Below are 21,657 nucleotides of genomic sequence, written 5' to 3'. Positions count from 1 at the left end.
TTTCAGCAAATTATTAATGCTGAGGGGCGAACTTTGCCCGAAAAAGCGCTTGACCAATTTCACGTTCTCTTTAGCCGTTAGAACTTGATGTAGCAGTACCTCTTACCGGTAGCAATGCAATATACCGGGTGCCCAAAGCTCGGCACGGAAAGAAATATAAGATTTGTCTGCAGTATCCGAGCCGGCATAACAATAAATATAGGATATCTCCGATGAATATCTTGATGAGAAGAGTGCAGCCAGGATGGCGGCGCATATGTACGGCAGGGATCGCGCTTTGTATGACTTTGGCCGCGAACGATGCGCTGGCGGTGCGGGACCGCCCGCATATTGATCAGTCACTTGGCTACAATGTCATCCTCTCCGATAAAAACACCACGTTACGTGGTGTCAGCTTGTCTTTCGATGGTGGTGATCCATATGGGACTTTACCCGCGGTAATGCCGTCGCAGGAGTCTTTGGATGCGTTGAATACGGAGTATGGTTATAACACCGTACACGTATATCTTGAGGGTGATGCGGGCCAAAACCCTGATCCTGTTGGCATTAATCTGGCGCTCGCCGATGAACTGGTCGCACGTACTCGCGCCGCGGATTTGTATCTGATTATTACTGTGGGTAATAACGGTGAAAACGGCGCGATCCACAGTATGCAAAAGACCTTGGATTTCTGGTCCCTGTATGGCGAGCGCTATAAGAACGAGACCCATGTGGTTTTCGAGGCGCACAATGAGCCGGCGCCTTCAACATTATCGAACTGGACCCAGCAAGACTGGGATAACCAGCTGATCATGTATAACCATATCCGTGGCATTGCACCGGACACCATGATCTTGCTGGGTTCTTTTATGTCCTTCTTCGGCGGTAGCGCGGCCATTGCAGGTGCCGACCAGCTGAAAGCACAGGGCGTATCCTGGGATAACGCCGGTTTCGCTTTCCATGGCTATTGGAATCTGCCGGATATTGAAAAGACCATCGCACCGTTCCTGGCCAGCACGGACTACCCCGCGCTGATCTGTACCGAGTTCTGGCCGGGCGATACAGAAAACGGTTACAACGCTGCGTTTGAAACGTATCACATCGGCTGGCAGCAGTTCCAGTGGCTGGGCGCGAATGATTTGGACTTGGAGAACCTGAAAAACAAGCTGGATAATGCCGGTACTGTGTGGAAGCCCGAACTGGCGGAAACCACTTGGCCGGCCAGCGGCGCGCCCAACATTCCACTGGGTGCGGAGATTGGTATCTATAGTCGTGGACAGGGAATGTTCGTGAGTTTGGATGGAGACAAGCTCAGCGCAAACAAGGCCACCTATAGCAAAGCCAGTGGAGAGAACTTCACTGTGGTAGATGCGGGCAACGGTTATGTTGGCCTGCGCGCAGATAACGGCAACTATGTCTCTGCGGCGGGTGATGGCCTACCGATGACCGTGACGGCTACCAGTATTGGCAATGCAGAGAAATGGGAATGGCTGGAGCTACCGGCAGGCGACTTCGCCCTGCGCCCATGGGGTGGTGGTGGTCACTTGTGGGGAAGTGTTGAGCGCGGCCAAAACGCGGGCAAACTTTCTGCTAACGGTGATAATGCTTCCATCAACGGCCCCGCCACTCTGGCGTATGTGACCGAAGCCGGTGGCGCGCCTGATGCACCGACCCCGCCTCCGCCGCCGCCCCCCGGTCCTTTCAATGGTTCACCGACCGCGATTCCAACTACTAGCCCATTGCTCGCAGCAGATTTTGACCACGGCGGTGAGGGTGTTGCCTACCACGACATCGACGACGAGAACTGGGGCGGTGCCTATCGCTTTGACGTAGGTGTCGATATTGAGGCGAGTAATGAGGGTGTACCCAACGTAGGTTGGATTGATCCCGGTGAATGGCTGACCTACACCGTCGACGTGCAGAGTGCCGGTACCTACAGCTTTACTTTCCGTGTGGCGTCCGCTGCAGACAACGGCAGCTTCCATATGGAATTTGATGGTGTGGATGTCTCCGGCCCGATTAGCACGCCGAATACTGGTGCCTGGAATAACTGGGTTGACATCACCAAAGAAGTTGAACTCGTTTCCGGTATACAGGTAATGAAAATGGCCAGTGCCGGCGGCTTTAACCTGATCAGTTTTGATATCCAGGAAGGTAGCGCTCCGCCGCCTCCGGCTGGCACCGACATGTATGTATCTTCGGTGGTAACCGGTACCGCGGGTGCGGGTCGTGGCCAGAAGTACGGCACTGCGACGGTTACCGTGCTGGACAACAACGCCAACCCGGTTTCCGGTGCCACTGTAACCGGTAATTTCACCAGCGGCATTATCGAGAATGGCATATCTGGCGTTACTGATGCCAACGGTGTTGCGGTACTACAGAGCAGTGTAAGTGCTGGTGGCAACCTGACGGTCGAGTTCTGCGTAAGTGACGTCAGCGGTAGCCTGAATTACGACGAGACATCCAGCGTCAACCGCTGTTTCTAAGTGATTCAGATTGTTAGATAAGAGATTGTTGCAGTTTCCTCTCAGGCACTAAGCCGTGCGTCACGGTTATTTCGCCTAAGCCCCACCAAACTTTGGTGGGGCTATTTTTTTATCGCTATTCTACAAGTCCAGCGCAGCAAAACCTTTAAGTTGAACAATTGATCGTTGAACTCTCAGGCGCGTTTGTTACCAAGCGGACGTCCGCAAGGGAAAGTCCCATACTGCCATTGGTGATAACAACGAGGGGTGAGTCCACCTTGAATAATTTGGTACCAGCATCCGCGAAGCAGGAAAGAGGGATCGCGAGATGGAACCATTGCTTTTCCGGTACTGCAGAAAGAATCTGCCCGAGCTTAAAGGAACCCGCACACGGGTAACCGCAATCCATTCGCAGAGTCACCTTGTCACTGGGTGCTTCATCTACACGCAATACCAGACTGAGAGCACCACCTTCAGTGGCCAGCGGTTCGAGGTCGAGCTTGCGTTTGCTTTGCCAAAGTATCTGACCGGTACTCCCCGCTCGCCACTTTGCCTCTATTACGTTGTAGCCGATAGCATCCTCGACAAAATCGACTTGTACATTCTTCGGCGAGCGCGTGTTAGCGGAGCCGTCGCGCACTGGAGTGTGCCAATTTGTTGGGTTGCCCACATAGAACTTCCAGGGATCACCCACTGCACCGCCAGACAACAGCACGCCATTGCCTAACGCATTATTTGCAACATCGCTAGTACCAGCGTGTGATACCCCACTAGACAGGACGCAGGCGAGCGCGAAACCATACCCGAAATACCTAATCATCTTTGGCCTATTCAATTTATTTTATGAAATTGAATACTGGCACGTTTATGTATTTCGGGCCGGAGATCGCGCTGTCCGGGTATCTGTGTGAGACGAGCGGATAAAAGCCGAATGAATAGATCACTCACAGACATACTGATATATCGAACTTTTCAAAAGCGTAGTGGTGTCAGCCTCTAACATCACTCGTTAAAGTAGTCGAGAGATAACCCTTCCCGGTACTGAAAGAAAATATGCCTTGTGTCGCCAAAATCATCTTGTGTGGTGTGACAAGTGTGAAAGTCATGGATACCATATTGGGTATCATTTATAGCCAAATACTACCTTTCAAATATGCTAGTTGAGTGATTGATTATTTACTGTCCATCTTGATTAATATGCAATAGTCGGTGAATGACTAGATCAATGAATTAGCCTCTCGTTAACATGGATGTTGAGCGAAATGAAAAGCCTCCTGATCATTACATCGGCACCCGCCGCACGCGTGGCTGGAAAACCATTTTTGGATAAAAAATTCTGTGAGGGCATGCGTTTCTATGCGGAAGCTTGGGGTGGGCCTGTTAGTTGCGTTGCATATCTTCGTGAAGCAGCTTTTCCATTTGGGCAGGAATTTGAAGAGGGCGACCTTCCTTTTAAACTGCGCCTGCTCAATCGTGGTCAGCGGATTACAGCAGAAGATTTGGTCAATGTGGACTTAGTGTTATGTAGTGGAGACAATCACGAATACTTCTATATGTCAGATATATGTGCGGGGCTACAGACAAAATTGGTCTATGTCATCGAATATATACTTGAAACACGATTACAAATTAATTTCTTGGATCCTAAGAAAAACTTTTTTGAGAAACTGTACTCAGCCGTATGGAACGTAAAGACAGAATTTTACCGCCGCAGGGCGTTCAAGCGTGCCGACGGATTGCAAGCTAATGGGTTTCCATCATTTTCCGCGTATCAGAAGTTAAGCAAAAATACCTTACGCTACCTTGATAATCGTACAGGCTCGTTATTGTTTGCGACGGATCAAGAAATGGCGAGCCGCGTAGATCACTTGAACACAGGAAAGCGAATTAGGGTTGTCCACTCGGGGCGGTTAGAACCAATGAAAGGGTCCCAAGACCTCATTCCTATTGCTCGGGCATTGACACGAAAAAATATTGATTTCGAGTTACATATTTTCGGGGCAGGTAGCCTCGAGTCCGATATCCGAGAAGATATAGAACTCTATGCGCTACAAGACCGAGTTTTTTTGCGCGGCGCTATAGATTTTGAGACAGAATTGGTACCGTTTGTACGTCAAAATGCAGATGTTTACTTGAGTTGCCATCGACAATCCGACCCTTCGTGTTCCTATATCGAAAATATGGCGTGTGGGGTCGCTATTGCGGGATATTCAAATCGTATGTGGACGGCGTTGTGTGAGGATTCCAAATCTGGTTGGTGTGCCCCTTTGGGAGACTATGAAGCACTTGCATCAAAAGTTGCGCAGGCATCCGTAAATCGCAAGGATACAATCAGTCAATGCAAGAAATCCTTGGAATACGCAAATAAGCACGCGTTTGAAAAAGTATTTTCTCAGAGAATTGACCATTTGTTAGGTACCCTTTCGGCATTTCATGCGGAGAAGCTGAAGCATGCATGATCCTGTTTTGGTCCATGTTGGGTATATAAAAACCGCAACAACATTTTTGCAAAATCAGGTTTTTTCCGGGAATTCAGGCGAGTTGGCATTAGCCGCTGGACCGGATACTAGGGCACAACTCGTAAAGAATATTCTCCTCGCTAATGAGTACGCGTTTGATTCCGATCAAGTGCGTGAACAGTTGGAGCGTTTTGCTAAACCAATAAGAGCGGAGGGAAAACTACCGGTGTGGTCCGAAGAAATGTTGCTCGGAAACCCGCCGTCACCCCGTTACGACGGGCTACAAAATGCGATAAAAATTCACAAGATTTACCCCAACGCAAAGATTCTAATAACGATTAGACGGCAACAGTCCATTGCCTTGTCCATGTATCGTGAGTATGTGCTCGGTGGTGGGGTCGCTTCTTTACGCAGCTTTATTGGCGAGGCAAAGCAGCAATCCTCGTTTACATCGATTTTACGAGAAGATTTCCTGCACTATGATCGTGCGATTGACTACTATCAGACTAAATTCGGTAAGAAAAATGTACTTGTCTTGCCATTGGAGTGGATATCGAAGGCTCCCGAGAAATACTTTTCAGCGTTAAGTGAATTTACAGGGAGGGAGTCCGAAGCAAGCAGTGATTTTACCCGCGACCATGTTAGTGAAAAGTTGTTCACATTGCAGGTTCGGAGGCAAGCTAACCGCTTACTTTCTGTTGATCCGACCCGGCCGCGAAACTCGGGATTTGCAAAGTTTTTGAACAGAATATTTTGGCACTTCAATAGGCTGCCTGGCGATATTGTAAGCCACCGATTACAAGCGAAATTCACAGAGAAAATTCGCGAACGATATCAAAACTGCTTTAAGCAAAGTAATCAGAAAACCATGCGTCTGACGGGGCTTCCACTGGATCAACTGGGGTATGAAATTTAATATTTTCTAGTCGTGGTATAGGTATCCGAGAATCTTCGCGTTATTCGTATCCCCACGGAATAGGAGGTATCGTGACCGGTTGACTGAGGTCAAACTCCACGCGGAATTTGCGACCAGTTGGACGAGTGAGTTCATAGGCAAACATCGATCCCGGGTGAAGCTCCATCGCCCAGGTGTTCTCCACAGAAGCAGATAAGCCCTCTTTGTTGAACACGGCTATGGATTCCGCATCCACCGGAAACTCCTGGCGGTTTTCGGTTCCGACCGTTTGGCTATCACCGCCATACATGGTCACAGCATCTTCGCTACCATCTTCATGGCGATGGTCGTGCTTCAGGCGCAGGCCGTTGTCGGTACGAGTGAGTATCCAGGTGCGGGAATGGTCATCACCAACATGGAAGGGAATCTTGATTTGCGTATCGGGTTGCTCACAGCCCCGCACATGCATAATCAGTTGCTTGCCTTCAAATGGATCGGGCGTATCCGTTTTTGGCTCATTGGCGACTATCTTGCCGGCAAACGCCTTGCCGCAATAGGCGGAAATATTTTTCAGGAATTCGTCGGCAGGAACCGTGGCGGCATTCTTTTGTTGGCAGCCCTGCAGTAGACCGACCAGGCCCACAAGGCATCCCATGGTTACCATGGATAAGCGCATCATATTTACTCTCAACTTAGATAGAAATTGAACTGAGACGGGTGTCATGCAGTATGTTTGTCATCAATTATGCGCTGCAGTTGCGCTTCGAAGGTCGTTATTTCCTGGGCGCCACTTAACGCGTATTGCCCATTAAACACAAACAGCGGCACACCGCGCACCCCCTTGCTGACGATTCCCTGCTCCAGCTGACGCACATCATTGGCATAGGTCTGCTGCGCCAGTACATCTCGTGCGGCGAAGCTATTTAAACCGACGCTTTCCGCCGCGGCGATCAATACGTCGAACGCACTGACATCTCTTCGGTGGCTGAAAAAGTCAGCAAAAAGCTGCAGGCTAAGAGCATGCTGCTTGCCCTCACTTGCTGCCCAGTGCAATAACTGATGCGCATGGAAGGTGTTTACCATGCGCATTTCATCGAAGTAATCAAAGTGGAAGCCCACATCCGCACCCAGCTTGGTGAGGCGCTCGCGTGCGGTAATGCTTTCCTCGAGACTGGTACCGTATTTCTCGGCGATATGTTCGCGCAGGTTTTGCCCCTCGCTGGGCATATCCGGATTCAGCTCGAACGGTAACCAGTTAATCGTGGGATCAATGGCCTCGTCAAACTTATCCAGGGCCTGCTGCAGTCGGTAGTACCCGATGACACACCAGGGGCAAACCACATCGGAAACGATGTCGATTCGCAGGGGAAGCTTCTGCATAACGATTTGTCTTGTGTTGTGGGTTGTGCATGGCGCCGAGGGCGATAAGCTCGAATTTGCCCAACTTGAATCTGCCCAAGAAATTGCGCGGGCGCGCATAGTGTAGTCCAGCGGGCATAGAACGGCACCTTTTTGATCCAAAACAGACCGAAACTACTATGGGGGAATTTATCGGGAGGTAAACCATGGACCTGCAACTAAACGGCCGCCTGGCATTTATCAGTGGTTCGACCAAAGGCATAGGGCGCGCTATTGCCGTTACCCTGTTACAGGAGGGCGCCCGGGTAATCGTCAACGGTCGCTCCGGCAGCGCTGACGCGGCGGCGGAACTCGCACAATATGGGGAAGCGATCGGCATCGATGGTGACCTGGCGGACGCAGGTGATGCAGAAAGAATTTGTGGCGAGATCGACAAGCATGGAGCACTTGAAGTCCTTGTGAACAATATGGGCATTTTTAACCCGAAACCCTTTGCGGAGATATCCGATGAAGAGTGGCGCAACTTCCTCGATGTCAATGTGATGAGTACCGTGCGACTGTCGCGCTACTACTTCCCGAAGATGCTGGAGCAGGATTTCGGTCGTGTGATCAATATTTCCAGCGAGGCGGGTATGCGCGGCCTGGAGAGCATGGTGCACTACTCGGTTACCAAAGGGGCGCAAATTGTCATGGGACGGGGCATGGCAAATTTGACCCGCGGTTGCGGCCGCAATATCACCGTCAATTCTGTGCTGCCGGGCCCGACGCTTACCTCGGGCGTTGAAACCTGGCTCAAGGAGAGTGCGGAAGTGCAGGGCAAATCGGAAGAGGATTTTGTACGTGACTTCTTTCAGGAGACCGAGCCGACGTCACTGTTGCAGCGCTTTATCAATCCGGAAGAAATTGCCGCGGTGGTGGCTTTTGTCGCCTCACCGCTGAGTATCGCCATCAACGGCTCGAGCATCAAAGCGGAAGGCGGGTTGATCAAGAGTATTGCTTAATAAGGAACCCGTCTCGATGAATGGGTTAACTTGCATGGGGCGGCGTGACTAGACCAATGTGACTAGGCCAATGTGACTAGGCCAATGTGACTAGGCCAATGTGACTAGGCCAATGTGAATAGGACAACAAAGCGTCCGGTGGACATGGTATGTTTATGACCGACTAGGTACAGAACCGGAGAACCACATGTCGGTCATGTTTTCCCCCTCTCGCAGCCTGCCACGGTTATTGGTTGCGTTTGCACTTCTTATCTTCAGCGCCAGCGCTCTAGCTGACAGCGCGGCGCAGCAGCTACAGCAAGTTATCGACGATCACTGGCAGTACTACCTTGAAGAGAACCCGACGGCGGCCAGCCGCATGGGTGACAAACGCTATAACGACCGCCTGCCTGGCGTCGCCGATGCCGATCGCGCTCGTCGCTTGCAGGCAGAAAAAGCATTTGTAGAGCGACTGGAGAAGATTGACTCCGAGAAGCTGTCGCGGGATCAACAGGTCAACCGCGACCTGCTGCTGTGGGTGCTGAATAATTCCATCGATTCAAACGAACTCTATCTGGACCGCACCCCGATCAATACCTTCTACAGCTTCTGGAATACCGCCCTCGGCGCCAGTCGCGGCTTGAATATGCCACGGGTATCCGACTACGAGGATTACATCAAACGCCTTGAGGATACCGGTCGCTTCTTTGATGAAAATATTGCGAATATGCGCGCTGGCATCAAAGACGGTTTCGTGTTGCCGAAAATTGTGATCGAGGGCATTGCACCGACGGTGCGCGCACAGGTTTACCAGGATCCGACCAAGAGTAGTCTTTACGAGCCCTTCAAAAAGTTTCCCGAGAGCTTTTCAGACAAAGACAAGCAGCGCCTGCAGGCGCAGGGCAAGCAGGCCATTCGCGAATACGCCATGCCCGCGTTTGATCGCGTGGCGACCTTTCTGGAGGGCGATTACCTGAAGGCGGCCAGCGACAGCCTCGGTGCCGAGCAGTTGCCCGGCGGCAAAGACTACTACCGCCATGCTATTCGCACCTATGTGACCCTGGATATGGACCCGGATGCCATCCACAAGATTGGGCTGGCGGAAGTTAAGCGTATCCGTGGGGAAATGAATCAGCTGATCGAAGACAGCGGGTTCGAGGGCAGCTTTGAGGAGTTCACCGAGTTCCTGCGTACCGATCCACAGTTCTATGCGGAAACACCGCAGGAACTGCTCAAGGAAGCCGCATACATCGCGAAGAACATCGATTACCGCCTGCCGGAATTCTTCGGCAAGCTGCCGCGCCTGCCCTACGGCGTGGTACCGGTGCCCGATGAAATCGCCCCCAACTACACCACCGCGTCCTACAATCCCGCCGCGATTGGCGGCACCCGCGGTGGCGCCTACTGGCTGAATACCTATGCACTGGACCAGCGCCCGCTCTACGAACTGGTTGCGCTGACCCTGCACGAAGCAGTACCTGGGCACCACCTGCAAGGCGCGCTGTCACTGGAGCTGGAAGATGTCCCCGCATTCCGTAAAAACCTGTACCTGAGCGCCTTTGGCGAGGGCTGGGCACTGTATACCGAGCGGCTGGGTGAAGAGATGGGGGTATACGATACCCCTTACCAGAGTTTCGGGCGCCTGAGTTATGAAATGTGGCGCGCCGCGCGCCTGGTAATCGACACCGGCATCCACTCCCAGGGCTGGAGCCGTCAGCAGGCACTGGATTTCCTCGCCGACAACACCTCTTTATCCGAAGGCAATGTACGCGCGGAAGTAGACCGCTACATTTCCTGGCCGGGGCAGGCACTGTCTTACAAGATGGGTGAGATCAAGATCCGCGAGTTGCGCGAAAAAGCCGAACGGGAATTGGGCGATCAATTTGATCTGCGTGCATTCCACGATGCGCTGCTTGCCAACGGCGCGGTGCCCATGGAGATGCTGGAAGCGCAGATGAACCAGTTTATTGCTGATCAGCGCGCCGCAAGCTCGCGCCCAGCACAGTGAAGTAATCCGTAAAGGCAAGATTGATCTGCGTGCGTTGCGCGTCCTGTGGATACAGCCCCAATCTTGCCTCTTCCGTTGCTTTGGTGCCGGCTACCAGGAAATTATTGGAGATGGTCGCGTCCTGCACAAAGGCTTCGAAGGCCCGTGCGCACATCTCTGCTGGTGACGCGTAGTAGACGCAGCCATTCGCTTTGTCCGCCGCTTTTGATGCGCGGAACATGTCACTGGGGTGCTCCCCACTCTCATCCAGCATAATCGCGCGGAAACAGGCAAATAGCCGGTCATTGATGGGGTGGGGCACCGGTGTGGCTTCGCGCAGCCAGGCTTCCGAGGCGAACATGTTTCCCGGTGCATCGCTAAACGCTTTGCCGGCGAGGTAGTGGTCCAGCGCGTGGAACCACTCGTGGGCAATGGAGCCGGGGCCGGCGTTTTTTGCCAGGGCAAAGGTGCGGGTGCCGGGTTCATAGTGGGCACAGATACCCGGGCGGCCGCCGGTGCCGTACTGGAAAGCGAGGGTGCCGCGCAGGGAAATGAGCAATTCCGGCCCCTGCAAAATAGTCATCAGATCTTCCAGCGCGCCGTAAAACAATCCCGCCGCGCGGGTTTTTTCCGCCTCGGTGACCCAGCGCCCAATAGCGATGGAGCGGAAGTCGAAGCGTTTGCGCACATCGTTAAAGCCCACAGTTTCCTGTGCACCCGATTGGGGGCGCAGGTGTGGGCTGCGCCGGTAAAACTTGCGATCTAAAACCATGCTTGCAGAAAATTATTCGTTCCAGAACCTTGCCAGTGCGTCGGACAGCGTCTGACCGTTGCGGCAGCTGTGAGGTTGCCAGTGTTGCGGGTAAAGGGCCCGATAAAAAGGGTCGGCGAAGCGGTAGTCTGCCAGAATCACCACGCCGCGGTCGTTCTCTGTGCGTATTACCCGCCCGGCCGTTTGCAGCACCCGGGTGAGTCCGGGGTAGCGATAGGCGATATCGAAACCATTTTGCCCTTGCTGCTCCCAGGTTGCTCGCAACAGTTCCTGCTCTTCATTGATCTGTGGCAAGCCGGTGCCGACCACAATGGTACCGATCAGCTGTTCGCCCACATAGTCGATCCCCTCGCCAAAGATCCCCCCCATGATGGCAAACCCCAGGGTGCGGTTACCCGACTGAAACTGCTGCAGGAATTCCGCGCGCTGCTGGTCGGAGCTACCCGACTCCTGTAGCAGAAGCGTGACCTCCGGGTAGGTACTGGCAAAGCGCTCGGCCACCTGTTGCAGGAAGCGGTAGGAGGGGAAGAACACCAGGTAGTTACCCGGGCGGCTTTGATAGGTGCGCGCGATCAGCTCCACCAGGTGCTTGCCGGCACGGTTCCGTGCACGGTAGCGGGTATCCACGTATGGGCACAGGAAAAGTCCCAGCTGCTCGCTGCGAAATGGCGAGGGCAGGGCGAGGTAAGGCGCATCTTGTTGCCAGCCGAGCTGCTGGTAGATGTAGCCGGGCGGGCGCAGGGTGGCGGAAAACCCGATGACGGCATGGAAGGCTTGGTATGCCTGCTGTAAATACATGGCGGCATTCAGGCAAAGTAATTCGACTTCCTGTTCCCGCCAGCGACTGTCGGGCTTCGTGGCGCTTTGGGCGCGGGTAACACAGCGATGCTGTTCCGCCACAAACTGCTCGATTACCTGATAGCGAAACAGCGATCGCAGCCAGTCATTGATGTCCTCTGGGGGTAGCTGGCCTTGCTCCCACAATTGGTTCACAACCAGCAGCACTTTTTGCACCGCGGCACTGATCTTTTGCGGTGAGCCGTCCGCCAGTGAAGTTATCCACAGCTCGCGTTTTTTTGTTCCCTCGGTGGAAAAATCTGCCACTGTGGATATCTCGGCAGCGTTCTCTGCCGGACCTTCCGCACTGCCGCGCTGCTCCTCTACCCATTTGTCCAGCGCTCTCACCAGCGACTGGATAGCTCGGTGCAGGCTCGGGTGGGAGCCTTTACTGGCGGCTGCGGCACGGCGGCTGTCGCCGCGCTTGAGGATTGCGCTGAACATGCCACGGGCGCGATCCCCCAGATTGTGGGCTTCATCGATTAACAGTGCGCGTTGCCGGCTCGTATCCCGCAATCGATGTATTTGTACCAGCGGGTCGAACACGTAGTTGAAATCGCATACCACCAAATCCACCCACGGGCGCATCTGCAGTGACAGTTCGAACGGACACAGCTGCAGGCGGTCGGCTTCCTCGGCAATGACTTCTGGGGTCAGCAACGGCTTGCCCAGGAGGTTGATACGGGCTTCCGGCAGGCGGTCGAAGAAGTCGCGGGTGCGTGGGCAAATGCCGGCGTCGTCGCGGCTGCACAGGCCCAGGCTGCACGCACAGGTTTTGTCCCGCGCCTGAATCTCCAGCACCGACAGTGTTAGTCCACGATCATGTAAGCGTGTGGCCGTTTCCCGCACTACCTGACGGCCAGAATTTTTTGCAGTCAGGTAGACCAGCTGATCGAGCGGGGTCTCTCCCATCGCCTTGATGGCAGGGTACAGCGTGCTGATGGTCTTGCCGATACCGGTGGGTGCCTCCACCACCAGCTCGCCACCGTCGCGCAGGCGGCGGTAGGCGGCCACAGCCAGTTCGCGCTGGCCGGCGCGGTAGTCTGGAAAAGGAAATGCCAGTGCGCGAGCCGACGCGCGCACGGCATGCCGGTGCGCCTGCCAGCGCCGATGCCACTGTATGTAGGTGGTGAGCGCTTCGCGGGTAAAGGCCTCAAGTTCTCCCCAGCGGAACTCGCGGGATTCGGGGTAGGTTTTCTTGTCCTTGAGGTTGTGCCAGAGCATTTGCAGGGCCACGGGTGTATCTGCCGTGAACTGGTGCTGCAGACCGTAGCAGAAGCCGTAGATTTTCAGCTGCGCCCAGTGCAGGGCGCGTGCGGATTCCCCGAGCACTTCCGGTGGTACATAGGTGGTTTTGATCTCGTCGAGTTGGACTGGGCTGTGCACGTCCACCTGGGGGTGCAGTATGTCAACGCGTCCATTGAGCGCCACTGCCTGACCGTCCTGTTCCAGTTCTACCTGCAAGCGATATTCCGCCTCGCTGCCTTTCGGGCGTTTGCGTTGCAGGCGCTGGTGCGCGCGGATACCTTCCGCGGCTGTAGGCCCGCCGTGCCTGTGCTCGCTAATCAGGTCGCCACTGCGACAGGCAAACTCCACCAGTTCCCCTACCGAGAGTCGCAGAACATCTTCCGTTTTAGAACGGCACTCAGCGCTGTCTAGAGGCGCGTTCGCGGTGCCAGTCACAAAGTGCCCCACTCAACATGCAATACCTGGTGCGGTATCCGGTGCTGGGCGAAATAAGCCAGCCAGCGCTGCTGGTTCTGCTGCAGGCGATCTCCCGGCCCTTTGATTTCTACCAACTCATAGCCGCCGCCAGCGGGGAACAGAATCAGGTCCGGAAAGCCGCTGCGGTGATGGGCAATGTCGTTCAGCAGCCGGCGAAACAGTGCCAGCCAGTGCCCGGTGGGGATCTGTGACAGTGCCAGTTCCAGTAGTGGCTCTGAAAGTCCGTCCCAGTGCACCAGCGGGTTGGCGATGCCGCGCTTCTCGCGATAGTGGTGCCATACCCATTTACCGAGCCCGGTTTCCTGCAGTTCCCCCAGCCGCTGGATGAATGCCGCTTGCCGCTGTGGATAAAAATCTGCGCTGCGAAAATCGCTCGGCGCAACCTGAAAAGGATTGAAGAAAGCGCCGGGAATTGGCGCGAACACGATATCCCATACGGCCAGGCCCAATACGCCGTTGATCAGGGTGTTTTCCACATAAAAGCATTGATTGCCGGCAGCGGTGTCAGCGAGATATTGTGCAGCCCGGACTTCCACCCGCTCATCGGTTTGTACGAGGGTGACAGTTTGCGTCGGTGCCCGATAACGCTTTGGTGCAGGCCAGTTGTCGCAGTGTGGGGTTTTCTTGGCGGTGCGGTGGCCGAAGCTCGCAGCGAATTCGCGCTCCTGCTCATTCTCCGGCTGCCCGAGTATTTGTGCACAGATGGCCAGGGCCGCATCGGTATTGCCTTGAGTGGCGGCGATACGGGAGCGGCGCTCGCGCGCCGGCGGGCGCTGGCATTGGTGGTACAGTGTATTGGCCGCTTCCAATGCTTGCAGTCGCTCCAGTTGGCGCGCCAGTGCCAGGCGCAGGCGATCCAGTCGCCGTTGCAGTGTGGTATCACCTTGCGCGTTTTCCGGTAGTTGGGTGGCGAGGGTGGTGATGGCTTGCGCATCTTCGCTGAGTACCTGCTCGGCTTGTGCAAGACACGCGTAATAGTGCAGGTGGCGCTCGACCTGCGCGCGGCTTTTAAATGGCAGTTGCGACTGCTCCAGCGGATAATTTTCGTAGCGGAATAGTCCAAGATCCCGCAGTACGTAATCGGTAAGATCCTGATTCAGGTTGCCAAAGAACAGTAGCTTGAAGGTCTCGAAGTTTGCTGCCGCCTGTACCGCGAGGAGTGGTTCATCAAGGGTCAGCTGTGCGCGAACAGAGTCGTGGTCCTGCTCCAGGAGTGCCTGCTCCAGTGCCGGGCGCTTGAGTGTTTTGGGCAGCGGTTCAGCGCTACTGGCGAACAGTTCGCTTTTGGTGAATAGCGGCAGAATTTCTGTCAGGTCCACGGCAGGGTTGCGCAGGAACAGGCCGGTCGTCACCAGGGTTTCCGCCGCTTGCGGCAGATTGTGAATTTCCTGGTACGCCAGTTTGGATTGGCGAAAGAGGGCACCAGCGGTGGAGGGCACGCCCTTGCGTGACAGCAGGCGTACATAGAGTTTCTGGCTATCGGTATCGAGTGCGCAGAAGCACTGGTGGAAACACCGCTCTTCGTCAGACAGCAGCGCGTCATAACGCGTTACCACAAATTCCACGAGGGCGTGGAAATTGCTTAGGTAATAGTCTGGTGCCAGTTCGACGGGCTCGGCCATGGGAGTTTCGCTAGGGAAATCAATTGCTGTTGAAGGGTATGGACGCCATCCAGGGGCTGTATGGTTATACAGCATGTGTGGAAGTGGGACAAACTTCACATCGACCGCTGAGCCATGCACAGTTCACTGGCGCTTGGCCCCGGAATATCGTTACTCTCATATACCGATCTAGAGACGGTATAGCACCGGTCCTCAGTAGGATCCGGAAAATAAAACTAAGGAATGACAGATGGAGCAAACCCGGCACGTATGGCGTACACACAAGGCGGGTGCGATCAGCAATCTACGGCTGCTAGAAGAGCCGCTTGCGCCCCTCGCCAGTGGCCAGGTGCGCGTGGCGGTGAAATCCGTCGGGCTTAATTTCGCGGATATTTTTGCACTGACTGGTTTGTATTCCGCGACACCGGAAGGGAGTTTTATTCCCGGGCTGGAATTTGCCGGGGTGGTGAGTGAGGTAGCCGCAGATACGCAAACGGATCTAAAGGTGGGAGACCGTGTGTACGGTTGTACCCGTTTTGGTGGCTATGCCACCGTGATCGATGTACCCGCACAACACTGCCGCAAGGTCCCAGATACCTGGAGTTTTGCCGAGGGTGCTGCCTTTCCCGCCCAGAGCCTCACGGCTTACTATGCGCTGACCAATCTGGCGGCGGTAAAGCCGGGGCAGCAGGTGTTGATTCAAAGTGCTGCCGGCGGTGTGGGTTTGCAGGCGATGCGCATGGCGGAGCAGATGGGGGCCATCCCCATCGGCACGGTCAGTTCAGAAAATAAGCGTGAGTTTCTCGCCGCGCAGGGTTTTACCGATGTGATTGTGCGCGGTGACCATTTTGCCGATCAGTTAAAGTTGCAGTTGAGCGGTCAACCGCTGCACGCGGTGCTCGATGGCATTGGTGGCAAGCTCCAGCAGCAGTGCTTCGCCGCACTTGCGCCGACCGGACGCCTGGTGGTGTTCGGTGCGGCGGAATTTACCCCGGGGGACAAGCCCAACTGGCTAAAAGCAGCCTGGCTGTACCTGAAGCGTCCGCGCTATGACGTGATGGATATGATCAGCACCAACAAATCCGTATTGGCATTTAACCTGATCTGGTTGTGGCAGGAGCAGGCGCTGTTCGATGAGCTGCTGAGCGGCTGCGCAGGTCTGAGTTTGCCCGCGCCCCATGTTGGTCACGAATACGACTTTGCACACGCCCACGATGCCATCGAGTGCCTGCGCAGTGGCAATTCCATCGGCAAGGTGGTGCTGAATATCAGCAGCTAAACTTTACGCTGACGGAATTTTGCTGCATGGCATCGCCACACGAGACGCTACTGCCCACGCTTAGTGGGAGTGGCGTCCCACCGGGTGCTCGTCGAGAATCCGTACGTATTCCTCTTCGGTTTCCATTACCGCGCCAGTATCCAGCTGGCTCACCGTATTGCGGTAGATTTCCTGCCACGGGGTTTGGTTTACCAGTGGCAGTGCTTGCAGTGCATTCCGGCGCTCCGCCAGCTCCGCGTCCGAGACCAGTACATCCACCCGGTGGTTGGCAATATCCACACGAATCTGATCGCCGGTTTTAACTAGTGCGATACCGCCACCAGCGGCTGCTTCCGGTGCAATATGCAAAATAGACGGGCTGCCGGAGGTGCCACTCTGGCGGCCATCACCCAGCGTCGGCAGGCAGGTGATGCCCTGCTTAACCAGTCGCTTGGGCGGCAACATATTGACGACTTCGGCGGAGCCCGGGTAGCCGATCGGACCGACGTTGCGAATCGCGAGTATGCAGTGCTCGTCGATATCCAGAGCGGGGTCATCGATACGTGCACGGTAGTCTTCCGGGCCATCAAATACGATAGCGCGTGCGATAAAGCACTGGGGGTGATCTGGGTGCGACAGATATTTCTCACGGAACGCGTCGGTGATCACCGATTTCTTCATTAACCCGGAGTCGAAGAAGTTGCCGCGCATAATCGCGAAACCGGCTTTTTCCATCAGCGGTTCTTCGGTGGGGAAAATGACATCGCGGTTGCGCACACGGAAACCTTCACAGTTGTGTGCGATGGACTTGCCGGTGACGGTATTCTGGTTGCCGTCAATCAGGCCGTCGGCAATCATTTGGCGGAGCAGTGCCGGCACACCACCGGCGCGGTAGAACTCCTCGCCAAGGTATTTACCGGCGGGCATACAGTTCACCAGTAATGGAATATCTTCCCCATACTGCTGCCAGTCGTCCATGCTCAGCTCCACACCCTTAAGAGTGCGCGCCAGCGCCAGCAGGTGCACAAGTGCATTGGTAGAACCTCCGAGCGCACTGCACGCCACCACCGCATTGATAAACGACTGACGGGTGAGAATATCTGAAGGTTTCAGGTCCTCGAACGCCATTTCCACGATGCGACGGCCGGTGTGGTATCCCATCTGGGCGCGCTCTTTGTAGGGCGCGGGAATGGCCGCACAACCGGGCAGAGACATACCCAGTACTTCCGCCAAAGAGTTCATGGAAAGTGCGGTGCCCATGGTGTTGCAGTGGCCAACGCTGGGTACGGATTCTGCGGATGCATCCATAAAACCCGCGTAATCTAACTCACCCTTGGCCAGGCGCTCACGGTTTTGCCAGATGGCAGTGCCGGAGCCAACACGTTCTTCGTGTTCCTGTTCTTTGGAATCCCCATCCCCTTCACAGCTCACCGGTTTCCACCCGTTCAGCATGGGGCCACCGGAATACACGATGGCGGGCAGGTCCAGTTGCAGGGCGGCCATCAGGGTGGCCGGGGTAGTTTTGTCGCAGCCGGTGGTGAGCACTACCGCATCGATAGGATAACCGTGCAGGGTTTCGATTAGCCCCAGTGTGGCGAGGTTGCGATCGAGCGCGGCTGTCGGCCGGCGGCCCTGCTCAAAGATCGGGTGCACCGGAAATTCCATGGGAATACCGCCGGCATCGCGGATACCGTCTTTTACACGCTGGGCGAGATCCTTGTGGTGACGGTTGCACGGGGTCAGGTCACTGCCGGTCTGGGCAATGCCGATGATCGGCTTACCCGACTGCAGCTCGTCCCGGGTCAAGCCGAAATTGAAATAGCGTTCCAGGTACAACGCCGTATGGTCGGCGTGTGCCTTGTCATCAAACCAGCGGGCGCTGCGAAACGGACGGGCGGGTTTTTTGCTGGAATCGCTCATAGTTAAATTGGCTTACTAGTTATTGCTGAAAAATTAACAGCGCAGTGATACTGCTAGTCGGGATGAAAAATGGGTTATGCTGTCGAGACAGACTTGCCTTAGTCAAAATAACAATTTCAGCGGGTCGAAATAAAAATAACAATGCAGGAATTTTAGGTGTCTATCACCGAATTCGATACCCGCTGGCGTCAATGGATCCAGACCAATATTGCGCGCGGCTGTGAACTCAGCGAGCTCTACCGGATTCTGTTGGCGAATAAATTTTGCCCCCGTCTGGTGACGCGTACACTCAATTATGCTCCCATAAACTCACAAATTACGGGAAGTAGCAATAAAAACAATACCAGCTGGTCACCCAGCCAGGGCGAAATCGCCGCCGCGCTCGTACAGCCCAAGGGTGCCACGTCGATCGACACGCAGGGCAAGTTGCAACTTTTCACACTAGACAATTTGTTAAGCGCCGCCGAGTGCCGTCAGCTCATCCACTTCATTCGACCAAATCTCCGCCCATCAACTACCACCAATACAGCGGATCAATATCGCGGTTATAGAACTAGCCGAACCTGCGATTTAGGTCTGTTGCAAAAACAACTGACAGAAGTTGTGGATCAACGTATCTGCCATGTCCTTGGCATCCATTGGAGTTATTCAGAATCAATCCAGGCACAGTGGTATAGCGAAGGACAAGAGTTCAAATCACATACAGATTATTTTGAGCCGGACAGTGATGAATATCGCCGCTTTGCCAGCGACAGAGGCCAGCGCACCTGGACATTTATGATTTATCTGAACGGCGATTGCGAGGGAGGCGAGACTCGGTTTACCAGACTGAACCGAAGTTTCCAGCCGCAGACCGGCCAAGCGGTGATTTGGAACAGCTTGGATAAAAACGGATTGCCGAACCCGGACAGTATGCACTGTGGCATGCCAGTAACCCGTGGTGAAAAGGTAATTCTTACCAAGTGGTTTCGCACGCGGGGGTCAGGGGAGCAATTTTTGCGCTGAATCGAATGGTGGCTCAATTAATTATATGACCTCCTGCATCCAGTTGCTCCCGCTGCGCGTCTAAATGGTCGATTTGATCCATTTGTAGGAACTAGAGAGAAAACCAATGATGACTCGAGCAGTACTCCTGGCCGCCATGTTCACCAGCCTTAGTGGATGTGTGTCGATCAATGTTACCGATAGCGGCCAGAATGGCTACAGCAATAGCTGTAACCGCACTGCCTATCTGGTACAGAGCGGTTCGCTACGTAGTGACGGTGCCATGGCTAGTTACCGTGCGGCATACGCCGAGCAGATAGAAGACTACGATGGCCAGGTTCTGACACAGCAATCACCCAGTGCGGTACTGCAAGGCAACCAGTCCGGTGCCGAAGTGTTAATGCTGACGCGCTTCCCCTGCGAAAACCGCGCAAAAGCATTCTGGCGCAGTCAAGGCAACGCCGAGTTAGCAGTGCTCCGCGAGCAAGCCGGTGATCTGACGGTAGCCATCTATGAGCGTGGCTTACACGTCAATTTCTAGGCAACTCTTGGGCGCCGCCTTGCGCCTGAACATCCATGCTTAAATAGCGCGGCCGCACCATTTATGGCGCGGCCGTTTTTTTATCTGATCTTTAAATCTCCGGGCAAAGACAACTGTTCAGGTGATTCATATTTTCCCCCTGGTTGTTTGCTTGCGCGATGCAGTCCTCATAAACATGGGGACATCAGATTCAGAAAACGGAGCCACTGACGGGTTTGTTTCAAGGTGAGGCTATTTCTGTCTTACTGGCGAAATACATTTATATTTTTTGAAAACGGCGCCAATTTGGTGGATTTGACGCCGTTATTATAACTGTATGCACTAGTTCTATTGACTTTAGTTTGGTTTAGAACCGAAGGTTGCTTGGGTCTGAAGAGGTATCCAACTCAATAATAAATGTAAGGCTAGGTTTATGAAAAAAACCGCTCTCTCAGTATCAATCAAAACAGTTCTGTCTCTGTGTCTATTAGCATCACCGGGTATCGCACTTGCGCAAAGCGGTTCTGCTATGGATAACGCAAACAGCAATGCAAAGTTCAAGCGCTGCGGAACCAAACACCCCTCGATTCAGGAAGCGGCGCTGAAAGAACAGCACTTTACCGCTATGCGGGGCAAACCGGGTAGTGGAGATGGCGGCGGTTACACACCGCGCCCGGCCGGCTCGGTGAGTGTCGACGTGCATTTCCATGTGATCACTGACAGTTCCAATAATGGCGCACTCTCCAGTGGCGAGATCAACTCGCAGATGGCCGTGCTCAACGATGCCTATGCGGGCACGCCGTTTACGTTCAATCTGGTTGCAACCACGGTAACCGCGAACAATGCCTGGTACAACGTTGGCTATAACACTGCTGCTGAGCAGGACATGAAAACTTCCCTGCGTCAGGGCGATGCCGGCACGCTGAATATCTACGCGGCGAATATTGGCGATGGTCTGCTTGGATGGGCCACTTTCCCGAGCAGTTACGCTTCCGCTCCGCTGGATGACGGTGTAGTGATTTTAACCGGCTCAATGCCTGGCGGTGATGCGGCCCCATACAATGAAGGGGATACGTTGACCCATGAAGTCGGGCACTGGCTGGGTCTGTACCACACCTTCCAGGGAGGATGCTCCGGCAGTGGCGATTATGTTGCCGACACACCTGCGGAAAAGTCTCCGGCCTACGGATGTCCGGTAGGGCGCGACTCTTGTACAAAGGGTAAAAACGCAGATGGATTGGATCCGATCACGAACTTCATGGATTACACTGACGACAGCTGTATGTATGAATTTTCTGAAGGTCAGTCCGCGCGTGCCGATGAGCAAAGTAGTACCTACCGCGGTTTGTAATTGTTGTACGGGGGGCTAACACCCCCCGATATCCTGTTACCTATGAATACCAATACCATCCGCAATTTCAGTCTCGCTTGTATGCTCAGTCTCGTGGCCCCATTGGAAGTGGCCGCGCAACGGCTTGCCGTCCCTGAATACGTTACCTGTGACAGGAATCAGCTGACTTCCTGGCAAGGTGAAATAACGCGAGTAACTCGCCAGGGCAATGGCATCGATCTCGCGATCGCAACTGATTACGGTACCAGCGAGTCCCTGACAATGACCGGGGCAAGCTGGGAAGAAGTTCTGGCACAGTTTCGCCTTGCAGGGCGGCCCTTTAGGGCTGACGACTGGGATCGGCTCTTCGATACCGAGGGTAATCACCAGCCCGGATTGCGTGCGATTGTCTGGTTGTGCCAGGCTGCGGATCAGCAGCCTATCGTAAACTGGCAGCTTCCTGGTCGTTGAAGGCTTGCAATCATTTATGCGATATAAAAAAGCCCGGACACATTAATGTCTGGGCTTTTTTATAGCTGGCCTAGCTACTCCGCAGTTTGTTGTTGCGCAAGTTTACTCAGCCATT

The 21,657-nt window shown here is 54.4% G+C and carries 17 protein-coding genes; 10 read left to right on the top strand and 7 right to left on the bottom strand.

Going from position 1 to position 21,657, the window contains the following annotated elements:
* Positions 1 to 281: 281 nt before the first annotated feature.
* Positions 282 to 2,465 (top strand): carbohydrate-binding protein, encoded by a 2,184-nt coding sequence (locus KUV22_RS09820; RefSeq protein ID WP_222230665.1) that lies wholly within the window; start codon positions 282 to 284, stop codon positions 2,463 to 2,465.
* Between the two features lie 145 nt (positions 2,466 to 2,610).
* Here KUV22_RS09820 and KUV22_RS09815 read toward each other — a convergent pair whose 3' ends face one another.
* Entirely contained in the window at positions 2,611 to 3,159 is a 549-nt protein-coding gene (locus KUV22_RS09815) for a putative glycoside hydrolase (protein ID WP_222230663.1), read from the bottom strand.
* A gap of 547 nt (positions 3,160 to 3,706) precedes the next feature.
* On the opposite strand from KUV22_RS09815, the gene KUV22_RS09810 reads away from it, so the two are divergent.
* Both KUV22_RS09810 and KUV22_RS09805 read left to right on the top strand, forming a co-directional pair.
* Entirely contained in the window at positions 3,707 to 4,903 is a 1,197-nt protein-coding gene (locus KUV22_RS09810; RefSeq protein ID WP_222230660.1) for a glycosyltransferase, read from the top strand.
* A complete protein-coding gene (locus KUV22_RS09805) occupies positions 4,896 to 5,819 on the top strand; it encodes a hypothetical protein (protein ID WP_222230653.1) in 924 nt (307 codons plus the stop codon). Before KUV22_RS09810 ends, KUV22_RS09805 begins: the two co-directional genes overlap by 8 nt.
* A gap of 40 nt (positions 5,820 to 5,859) precedes the next feature.
* Here the strand turns inward: KUV22_RS09805 and KUV22_RS09800 are convergent, their stop codons facing one another.
* Together KUV22_RS09800 and KUV22_RS09795 are read right to left on the bottom strand one after the other, a co-directional pair.
* On the bottom strand, positions 5,860 to 6,477 hold the full coding sequence (locus tag KUV22_RS09800) for a hypothetical protein (RefSeq protein WP_261319364.1): 618 nt from the start codon (positions 6,475 to 6,477) through the stop codon (positions 5,860 to 5,862).
* Between the two features lie 41 nt (positions 6,478 to 6,518).
* Positions 6,519 to 7,178 carry a DsbA family oxidoreductase gene (locus tag KUV22_RS09795; protein WP_222230651.1) on the bottom strand — a complete coding sequence of 220 codons (660 nt, stop codon included), beginning with the start codon at positions 7,176 to 7,178 and terminating at the stop codon, positions 6,519 to 6,521.
* A gap of 185 nt (positions 7,179 to 7,363) precedes the next feature.
* Here KUV22_RS09795 and KUV22_RS09790 point away from each other — a divergent pair, with 185 nt between their 5' ends.
* Together KUV22_RS09790 and KUV22_RS09785 are read left to right on the top strand one after the other, a co-directional pair.
* Positions 7,364 to 8,158 (top strand): SDR family NAD(P)-dependent oxidoreductase, encoded by a 795-nt coding sequence (locus tag KUV22_RS09790; RefSeq protein ID WP_222230650.1) that lies wholly within the window; start codon positions 7,364 to 7,366, stop codon positions 8,156 to 8,158.
* Between the two features lie 187 nt (positions 8,159 to 8,345).
* Positions 8,346 to 10,145, top strand: coding sequence for a DUF885 domain-containing protein (locus KUV22_RS09785; protein WP_222230647.1), 1,800 nt, complete (start codon positions 8,346 to 8,348; stop codon positions 10,143 to 10,145).
* Here KUV22_RS09785 and KUV22_RS09780 read toward each other — a convergent pair.
* Genes KUV22_RS09780 through KUV22_RS09770 form a run of 3 tightly spaced genes read right to left on the bottom strand, consistent with a single transcriptional unit; the run spans position 10,102 to position 15,080 of the window.
* Positions 10,102 to 10,896, bottom strand: coding sequence for a CLCA_X family protein (locus KUV22_RS09780; RefSeq protein WP_222230644.1), 795 nt, complete (start codon positions 10,894 to 10,896; stop codon positions 10,102 to 10,104). The two genes, KUV22_RS09785 and KUV22_RS09780, sit on opposite strands and share 44 nt — an antisense overlap.
* A gap of 12 nt (positions 10,897 to 10,908) precedes the next feature.
* Complete coding sequence (locus KUV22_RS09775; RefSeq protein ID WP_222230641.1) at positions 10,909 to 13,416, bottom strand: ATP-dependent DNA helicase; 2,508 nt, start codon at positions 13,414 to 13,416, stop codon at positions 10,909 to 10,911.
* Positions 13,413 to 15,080 carry a VRR-NUC domain-containing protein gene (locus KUV22_RS09770; RefSeq protein ID WP_261319363.1) on the bottom strand — a complete coding sequence of 556 codons (1,668 nt, stop codon included), beginning with the start codon at positions 15,078 to 15,080 and terminating at the stop codon, positions 13,413 to 13,415. Before KUV22_RS09770 ends, KUV22_RS09775 begins: the two co-directional genes overlap by 4 nt.
* Before the next feature lie 229 nt (positions 15,081 to 15,309).
* Here KUV22_RS09770 and KUV22_RS09765 point away from each other — a divergent pair, with 229 nt between their 5' ends.
* On the top strand, positions 15,310 to 16,338 hold the full coding sequence (locus tag KUV22_RS09765) for a zinc-binding dehydrogenase (RefSeq protein ID WP_222230638.1): 1,029 nt from the start codon (positions 15,310 to 15,312) through the stop codon (positions 16,336 to 16,338).
* 60 nt (positions 16,339 to 16,398) lie between these two features.
* Here KUV22_RS09765 and KUV22_RS09760 read toward each other — a convergent pair whose 3' ends face one another.
* The gene (locus tag KUV22_RS09760; RefSeq protein ID WP_222230635.1) at positions 16,399 to 18,237 is read right to left on the bottom strand and encodes an IlvD/Edd family dehydratase; all 1,839 of its coding nucleotides are present in this window, start codon (positions 18,235 to 18,237) and stop codon (positions 16,399 to 16,401) included.
* A 156-nt stretch (positions 18,238 to 18,393) separates the two neighbouring features.
* Here KUV22_RS09760 and KUV22_RS17510 point away from each other — a divergent pair, with 156 nt between their 5' ends.
* The 4 genes from KUV22_RS17510 to KUV22_RS09740 all read left to right on the top strand — a co-directional run bounded on the left by KUV22_RS17510 (position 18,394) and on the right by KUV22_RS09740 (position 21,542).
* Complete coding sequence (locus KUV22_RS17510) at positions 18,394 to 19,242, top strand: prolyl hydroxylase family protein (protein ID WP_222230632.1); 849 nt, start codon at positions 18,394 to 18,396, stop codon at positions 19,240 to 19,242.
* A 106-nt stretch (positions 19,243 to 19,348) separates the two neighbouring features.
* Positions 19,349 to 19,762, top strand: coding sequence for a DUF1330 domain-containing protein (locus KUV22_RS09750; RefSeq protein ID WP_222230629.1), 414 nt, complete (start codon positions 19,349 to 19,351; stop codon positions 19,760 to 19,762).
* A 508-nt stretch (positions 19,763 to 20,270) separates the two neighbouring features.
* Positions 20,271 to 21,092: a zinc metalloprotease gene (locus KUV22_RS09745; protein ID WP_261319362.1), complete on the top strand. Its 822-nt coding sequence runs from the start codon at positions 20,271 to 20,273 to the stop codon at positions 21,090 to 21,092.
* Positions 21,093 to 21,134: 42 nt separating this feature from the next.
* On the top strand, positions 21,135 to 21,542 hold the full coding sequence (locus tag KUV22_RS09740) for a hypothetical protein (protein WP_222230624.1): 408 nt from the start codon (positions 21,135 to 21,137) through the stop codon (positions 21,540 to 21,542).
* Positions 21,543 to 21,657 lie beyond the last annotated feature (115 nt).

Source organism: Microbulbifer agarilyticus, assembly GCF_019800665.1.
GTDB lineage: Bacteria > Pseudomonadota > Gammaproteobacteria > Pseudomonadales > Cellvibrionaceae > Microbulbifer > Microbulbifer agarilyticus_C.
This window is presented reverse-complemented; position numbering and strand designations above follow the sequence as displayed.

Coding starts and splice junctions, on each gene's coding strand:
- KUV22_RS09740 (WP_222230624.1), top strand. CDS start 21,135: ATGAATACCAATACCATCCGCAATTTCAGTCTCGCTTGTATGCTCAGT.
- KUV22_RS09770 (WP_261319363.1), bottom strand. CDS start 15,080: ATGGCCGAGCCCGTCGAACTGGCACCAGACTATTACCTAAGCAATTTC.
- KUV22_RS09805 (WP_222230653.1), top strand. CDS start 4,896: ATGCATGATCCTGTTTTGGTCCATGTTGGGTATATAAAAACCGCAACA.
- KUV22_RS09780 (WP_222230644.1), bottom strand. CDS start 10,896: ATGGTTTTAGATCGCAAGTTTTACCGGCGCAGCCCACACCTGCGCCCC.
- KUV22_RS09760 (WP_222230635.1), bottom strand. CDS start 18,237: ATGAGCGATTCCAGCAAAAAACCCGCCCGTCCGTTTCGCAGCGCCCGC.
- KUV22_RS09820 (WP_222230665.1), top strand. CDS start 282: ATGACTTTGGCCGCGAACGATGCGCTGGCGGTGCGGGACCGCCCGCAT.
- KUV22_RS09795 (WP_222230651.1), bottom strand. CDS start 7,178: ATGCAGAAGCTTCCCCTGCGAATCGACATCGTTTCCGATGTGGTTTGC.
- KUV22_RS09790 (WP_222230650.1), top strand. CDS start 7,364: ATGGACCTGCAACTAAACGGCCGCCTGGCATTTATCAGTGGTTCGACC.
- KUV22_RS09750 (WP_222230629.1), top strand. CDS start 19,349: ATGATGACTCGAGCAGTACTCCTGGCCGCCATGTTCACCAGCCTTAGT.
- KUV22_RS09800 (WP_261319364.1), bottom strand. CDS start 6,477: ATGATGCGCTTATCCATGGTAACCATGGGATGCCTTGTGGGCCTGGTC.
- KUV22_RS09765 (WP_222230638.1), top strand. CDS start 15,310: ATGGAGCAAACCCGGCACGTATGGCGTACACACAAGGCGGGTGCGATC.
- KUV22_RS09785 (WP_222230647.1), top strand. CDS start 8,346: ATGTCGGTCATGTTTTCCCCCTCTCGCAGCCTGCCACGGTTATTGGTT.
- KUV22_RS09745 (WP_261319362.1), top strand. CDS start 20,271: ATGGATAACGCAAACAGCAATGCAAAGTTCAAGCGCTGCGGAACCAAA.
- KUV22_RS09810 (WP_222230660.1), top strand. CDS start 3,707: ATGAAAAGCCTCCTGATCATTACATCGGCACCCGCCGCACGCGTGGCT.